At 67.9% G+C, this 5,600-nt stretch carries 6 protein-coding genes; 2 read left to right on the forward strand and 4 right to left on the reverse strand.

The window, feature by feature from the left end; translation table 11 throughout:
- Positions 1-1,139, reverse strand: a 1,139-nt coding sequence (locus VLA96_03420) for a radical SAM protein (protein ID HSE48238.1), incomplete at its 3' end; no start/stop codon positions are given.
- A gap of 172 nt (positions 1,140-1,311) precedes the next feature.
- Positions 1,312-1,962 carry a Crp/Fnr family transcriptional regulator gene (locus VLA96_03425; protein HSE48239.1) on the reverse strand — a complete coding sequence of 217 codons (651 nt, stop codon included), beginning with the start codon at positions 1,960-1,962 and terminating at the stop codon, positions 1,312-1,314.
- 306 nt (positions 1,963-2,268) lie between these two features.
- Here VLA96_03425 and VLA96_03430 point away from each other — a divergent pair, with 306 nt between their 5' ends.
- Together VLA96_03430 and VLA96_03435 are read left to right on the forward strand one after the other, a co-directional pair.
- Positions 2,269-2,862: a Crp/Fnr family transcriptional regulator gene (locus VLA96_03430; GenBank protein ID HSE48240.1), complete on the forward strand. Its 594-nt coding sequence runs from the start codon at positions 2,269-2,271 to the stop codon at positions 2,860-2,862.
- 30 nt (positions 2,863-2,892) lie between these two features.
- On the forward strand, positions 2,893-3,660 hold the full coding sequence (locus VLA96_03435) for a hypothetical protein (protein ID HSE48241.1): 768 nt from the start codon (positions 2,893-2,895) through the stop codon (positions 3,658-3,660).
- On the opposite strand, the gene VLA96_03440 is transcribed toward VLA96_03435, so the two are convergent.
- Entirely contained in the window at positions 3,623-4,630 is a 1,008-nt protein-coding gene (locus tag VLA96_03440) for a hypothetical protein (protein HSE48242.1), read from the reverse strand. The two genes, VLA96_03435 and VLA96_03440, sit on opposite strands and share 38 nt — an antisense overlap.
- Positions 4,627-5,600: hypothetical protein (locus tag VLA96_03445; protein ID HSE48243.1), on the reverse strand; the 974-nt coding region annotated here is incomplete at its 5' end. The genes VLA96_03445 and VLA96_03440, both read right to left, overlap by 4 nt.

Here is a 5,600-nt window from a genome sequence, read left to right on the forward strand (position 1 = left end):
TCCTCGCCCTGGGCTTTTTCCCAGTGCTCGAAGTCCACCGTGCCGGGGAAGGGCGTGAGCATCACGAACTGCGCGAAGGTCAGGCCGGCGCGCCGCGCCAGGTCGAGCGTGGCGGCGAAGCTGTCCTCGCGGTCGGTGGGCAGGCCGAAGATGAACGACCCGAGCACGTGGATCCCGTGCTCGGAAAACCTTTGCAGGCGCTGCACCAGGGCCTCGCCCGACGAGTTGAAGTCCTTGTAGATAGCCTTGAGGCCTTCGGGAGTGACGGTCTCCACGCCCACCAGCGCGCCGCGGATGTGCGCGCGGCGCATGGCGGCCAGGAACTCCGGGTCCTCGGCCGCTTCCATGGTGATCTGGGTGAAGAAGATCATGTCCTTGGGGAGCTCGGCGAGGCGCGCCATCAGCTCGAAGCGCTCCGCGCGGATCTGCTTCAGCTCCTCGACGCGATGGCGGTTGTCCTGGCGCTCGGCCAGCACGATGTCGTTCATCGAGACGGGATAGAAGTTGTCGTCGGCCAGCGCGATGAAGCGGAAACCGCGGCGGCGCAGCTCCACGATCTCTTCGATGACGGCGTCGGGCCCGCGCTGCCGCGGCTTCTGGCCGTCGGTGCGCCAGACGGAGCAGAAGGAGCAATGCTTCGGGCAGCCGCGCACCGTCTGCACCGAGCCCCACATGTAGGAGTCGGGCGGCAGCAGGTCCCAGCGCGCGGGTTGGAAGTCGCCGGCGGCGATGCGCCCGCCTTCGTACATCCACTGCAACGTCCCCGCCTGGCAATCGCGCAGCACTTGTCCCCAGGCGAGGTCGCCATCGCCCTTGACGACGGCGTGGGCGGCGCCGCGCTCGATGGCCTCGTCGGGATACAGGCTGGCCTGGATGCCGCCGAAGATGACCCAGGCGCCCCGCGCCCGCGCCAGCCGCCCGACCGCGTAGCCGCGCAGCGCGTTGCCGGTGTGAATGCCGATGCCCACCACGTCGCCCACCTCCACGGTGGCGGGGTCGAAGTGCTGCAAGGTCTCGTCGCAGATGACGGGGTCGCCGAAGGAACGCGGCGTGGCGCCCGCCAGCACATAAAGCCAGCGCGGCGTGATGACCGCCGTGCCGAAGGCAGTGTCGCTAGGGTTTACCAGGTGAACGCGCATGCGGGGTGGTGCCTCCCAGGGGTGACTCGCAGTCGACGCCCATCCGGTCGTGCTCCCGGATAGGAGGCTTGCTATCGAAGGGTAGATGCCCCACGCCGCGGCTGACTGTTCAATATTGCTCACATCGGGAAAAAGGGGCAGGAGGGCGGCCGCGGAGCCGCACGCCGCGGCATCACCGCGTCGGGCATTCGCGCAGCAGGAAGGCCAGCAGCGCTTTGTGCACGCGCACGCTGCCGTTGTAATCGACCATGCCGCGCTTGCGGAACTGGTTCATGAAATGACTCACGCGCGAGCGCGTGGTCCCGACCATCTGGGCGAGCGTCCCCTGGTCCACGTTCACCAGCGTGCGTTGGCGGCCCGGGCCTGCGCCCCAGCCGGAGAGCTGGATCAGAAGCCGCGCCAGCCGGCGGTCGCTCGAGTTCACCAGTTGGCTGACAAGGTCGTCTTCCACGCGGCCCATGCGAAGCAGCAGGTAACGGATGAAGAGTTGCGCCAGCCCGGGCTCCCGGCGGAGCCGGCGCGCCATCGCCTGCTTGCTTACCCGGTTGATGGTGGAGCGCTTGACGGAAGTCGCCGTCGAGGCTCGCAACGAACTGCCGACCAGGCAGCCCTCGCCGAAGCAGTCGCCGGCGCTGAGGATGGCAGTCACGGCCTTCCGGCTGCCGTTGCCGGCGATGGTGAGCTTCACGTGGCCGCGCTGCACCCGGAAGATGCCGTCGGCGGCCTCGCCCTGGCGATACACGACCTGGCGGTCGCCGTATTGGCGTGTTTCCAGGCCCGTGGTGCCCTTACCGAAGCCCTGTGCGGCAAAATCAGCCTTCATTATGAGCCGAGTCTAGGCTGACGCTCTTCCCCAATCTGTGCAATAGCGCTCATTCGGCCGGGCAGCTAGGTGTCCACTATTGACCACCACGGCGCGGGGCGGAAGTATAGGATGGTGTGAGCAGGTGGGCCCCGGAGGTACTCCATGCGAAACGGCGCGCCGCGCACGTCCGAGCCACGCAACAGGCCGGCCGGACCCCCGCAGGCACGCCGCGGTGCGAATGGGGAACCGTTCGCCGCTATCTCCACCAGGGACGCCAAGACCTTCAACCCCTCCGAATTCCTTGCTCACGCCGGGCTCGGCAAGGTGATCGTCGAGACGGCCAAGGGCGAGCACGTCTTCTCGCAGGGCGATCCGGCCGACGCCGTCTTCTACATCCAGAAAGGCCGGCTGAAGGTCAGCGTCGTCTCCAAGCAGGGCAAGGAAGCGGTCGTCACGTTGCTCAACCAGGGGCAGTTCGTGGGCGAAGAGTGCATCGCTTTCGGGCACCCCACCCGCCTGACGACGGCGACTGCGCTCAGCGATTCCGTCCTGCTCAAGATCAGCCGCAAGGAGATGGCGCGGGTGCTGCGCCACGAGCCGGCGCTCTCGGAAGTGTTCGTATCCTTCCTGCTGGCGCGCAACGCTCACATCCAGGCGGACCTCATCGACCAACTGTTCAACTCCAGCGAAAAGCGATTGGCGCGCGTGCTGCTGCTGCTGGCGGAGTTCGGCAAGGACGCCAAAGCCGACATCGTGATCCCCAAGTTGAGCCAGGAGACGTTGGCGGAGATGGTCGGCACCACGCGCTCGCGCGTGAGCTTCTTCATGAACCGCTTCCGCAAGATGGGCTTCGTCGACTACAGCAGCGGCGAGATGCGCATCCACAGCTCGCTGCTGAACGTGATCCTCCACGATTAAACGGCCGGCGTCCCGGAAAAGAGATGTGCGATGCGTTCACCGTTCGTTCTCACCCTCCCCCTCCTGCTGCTCTGCGCCGTGCTTTCCGCCCACGGACAGGCGGGCCCGCCGCCGGCACGCTTGTCCGCCGACGAGGTCGTTGACCGCCTCATCCTGCGGAACCTGGAGCGCGCGCAGGCGCTCGCCGGCTATCGCTCCACCCGCGTCTACCGCGCCGAATATCACGGCCTGTTCGGAGCGCGCAGCGCCGAGATGGTGGTCGAGATGCAATACGCCCGGCCCGACCGCAAGGAGTTCGTCATCCGCTCGCAGACCGGCTCCAAGGTGATCATCGACCGCGTCTTCAAGAAGATCCTGGAGAGCGAGAAGGAAGCCTTCAACCTCGAGAACCAGAAGCGCATCGCGCTCGACCACGGCAACTACAGCTTCACGCTGCTCGAGCTCGAGAGCACGCCGGAGGGCGGCCGTTACGTCCTCGCGGTCGAACCCAGGACGAAGAGCAAGTTCCTCTATCGCGGGAAGATCTGGGTGGACGCGGAGGATTTCGCCGTGGTGCGGATCATGGCGGAACCGGCCAAGAGCCCGTCGTTCTGGGTGCGCAACACCAAGATCGAGCAGCGCTATGGGAAGGTGGGCGAGTTCTGGCTGCCGGCCAGCAACCACAGCGCGTCGGCCATCCGGCTGGGCGGGCACGCCGATCTCAGCATCGAGTACAAGGACTACGAGCTGGCGGCCCCGGCGCCGCTGGTGAGCGGCCCGGTCACTCGCGCTCCTGCCGCCGCTCGCAGCGGCCATTGACGTCGAGCCATTGCAGCAGCCGGCGCACGCTGCCGCGCGCCAGCGCGATGCAGGAGTCGGCCGCGCCGTAATAGAGGTTGATGGCGTCGCCGTCCGCGCCCAGCGTGTAGCCGCAGGGGAACACGACGTCGCGCACGTCCCCGCGGCGCTCGTACTCCGCTTCCGGACCGAAGATCCACTCCTCGCCGCGCAGCAGGCACTTCTGCGGCTCCTCCAGGTCGAACAGCGCCAGTCCGAGGCGGTAGAGCGCCCCCGACGCCGTGTGGCGCACGCCGTGGTACAGCACCAGCCATCCGCGCGGGGTCTCGATGGGCGGGGGCGAGAGCCCGATCTTGTTGGCGTCCCACCAGCCGCCGCGCCGCGCCTGCAGCATGAGCTTGTGCTCGCCCCAGTAGCGCAGGTCGGGCGAGTAGGAGACCCACATGTGCACGCCCAGCGTCGTCATGGGCCGGTGGATCAGCGCCCATCGCCCGCCGATGCGGCGGGGCAGGAGCGCGGCATCCTTGTCCTCCGGCGACATCACGACTCCGAAGCGCTCGAAGGTGCGAAAGTCCTTGGTCAGCGCCAGCGAGACGCCGGGCCCGCCACGCGCGAACGAGGTGTACGTGACGACGTACTGCTCCAGTTCCGGGACGAACGTGATGCGCGGGTCCTCGATGCCCCAGATCTCCTCGGGGTGGTTGGCGATGTCGGGCAGCAGGGTCGGCTCCGCATCGATCTGCCATCCGTCCACGCCGTTGGCGGAGCGCGCCGCGCACAGGTGCGAGAGTCCGCGGCGGTCCTCCACGCGACAGAGCAGCAGCGTGGAGCCGTCCGCCAGCAGGGTCGCGCCCGCATTGAAGACGCTGTTGATGGGATACGGCCAGTCGCCGGCGGTCAGGAGCGGGTTTCCCGGATGGCGGGTGAACAGCACCTCGTGGCGCCCCAGCAGGGAACTCTCCAGGCGGTTTCCCATCACCGGCGCGCTCATCGCGACACCTTGTGGATGCGGCGTTGTGAGGGCGCGTCGTCGCTTTCCTGGAAGCTGGACTGCTTGAGTTCGTTCCGCTCGAGCAGCCGGAGCTCCACCTGCGCCGTGAGGAACGAGAGCGTGGATTCCGCGCCCTGGTTCTCGTTGGCGCGGTCGGGATGCAATCCGTCGCGGCAGCCTCCACTCGCGGCGTCGTAGAGCGACAGGCCCAGGTCGTTGTGGCCCAGAAACCAGCGGAACGCCGACCACGCTTCCCGCCGCCAGCGTGGGTCGCCGGTCATCCGCAACGCCTGCAGGCAGGCAGACACCATGGCCGCCGCCTCGACCGGTTGCTGGTCGAAGCGCGCGCGCTCCCCGCCCTTCGGATAGAAGCCTTCCGACCCGATGGGGACAAAGTGATCTGCCGGCGCGATGTGCTGCGCGTTCGCCAGCCAGCTCAGGGCCGACAGGGCGGTCGCGACGCGCGGCCCCGTGTCCGCCCCCGCGGACGCCGACAACAGCGCCTGCGGGAGCCGGGCGTTGTCGTAGGCGAGCGAGTCTTCGAACCAGCTCCAGCCGGGAGAACGCGCGTCCTGGTAGCGTTGCAGCATGCGCTGCAACAGTTCATCCCTGACCCGGATGGCGTCGCGGTCGCCGGGGAAGCCTTCCAGGTACTCCTCGATCCCCAGCAGGACGAAGGCCCACGCCCGCGGGCTGGTGAAGCTCGGCGCCGTCGGCAAGGCCAGCTCGAACAGGTGCCCGGCTGCGCCGCGCAGCCCGGCGTCGCGCGAGCGCCCGATCACCGTTCCCAATGCCCACAACGCGCGGCCGTGGCAGTCTTCGGAGCCGTCTGGGAGCCAATCCCGCTGGTAGCTCAGGAAGTTCCGGAATCTCCCCGTCGACGGGTCGAACGCCAGCTTCAGGAAGGCCAGATACTTTGCGCTGAACTGCACGGCGTCGAAGGCAGAGACGGCGCTGCCGAGCTGCTCCA

It is taken from the genome of Terriglobales bacterium, from assembly GCA_035457425.1.
Taxonomy (GTDB): domain Bacteria; phylum Acidobacteriota; class Terriglobia; order Terriglobales; family Acidobacteriaceae; genus JACPNR01.

Bases quoted from the DNA above. Each gene is read 5' to 3' on its own strand.
- VLA96_03435 (HSE48241.1), top strand. From the start codon at position 2,893: ATGCGTTCACCGTTCGTTCTCACCCTCCCCCTCCTGCTGCTCTGCGCC.
- VLA96_03440 (HSE48242.1), bottom strand. From the start codon at position 4,630: ATGAGCGCGCCGGTGATGGGAAACCGCCTGGAGAGTTCCCTGCTGGGG.
- VLA96_03425 (HSE48239.1), bottom strand. From the start codon at position 1,962: ATGAAGGCTGATTTTGCCGCACAGGGCTTCGGTAAGGGCACCACGGGC.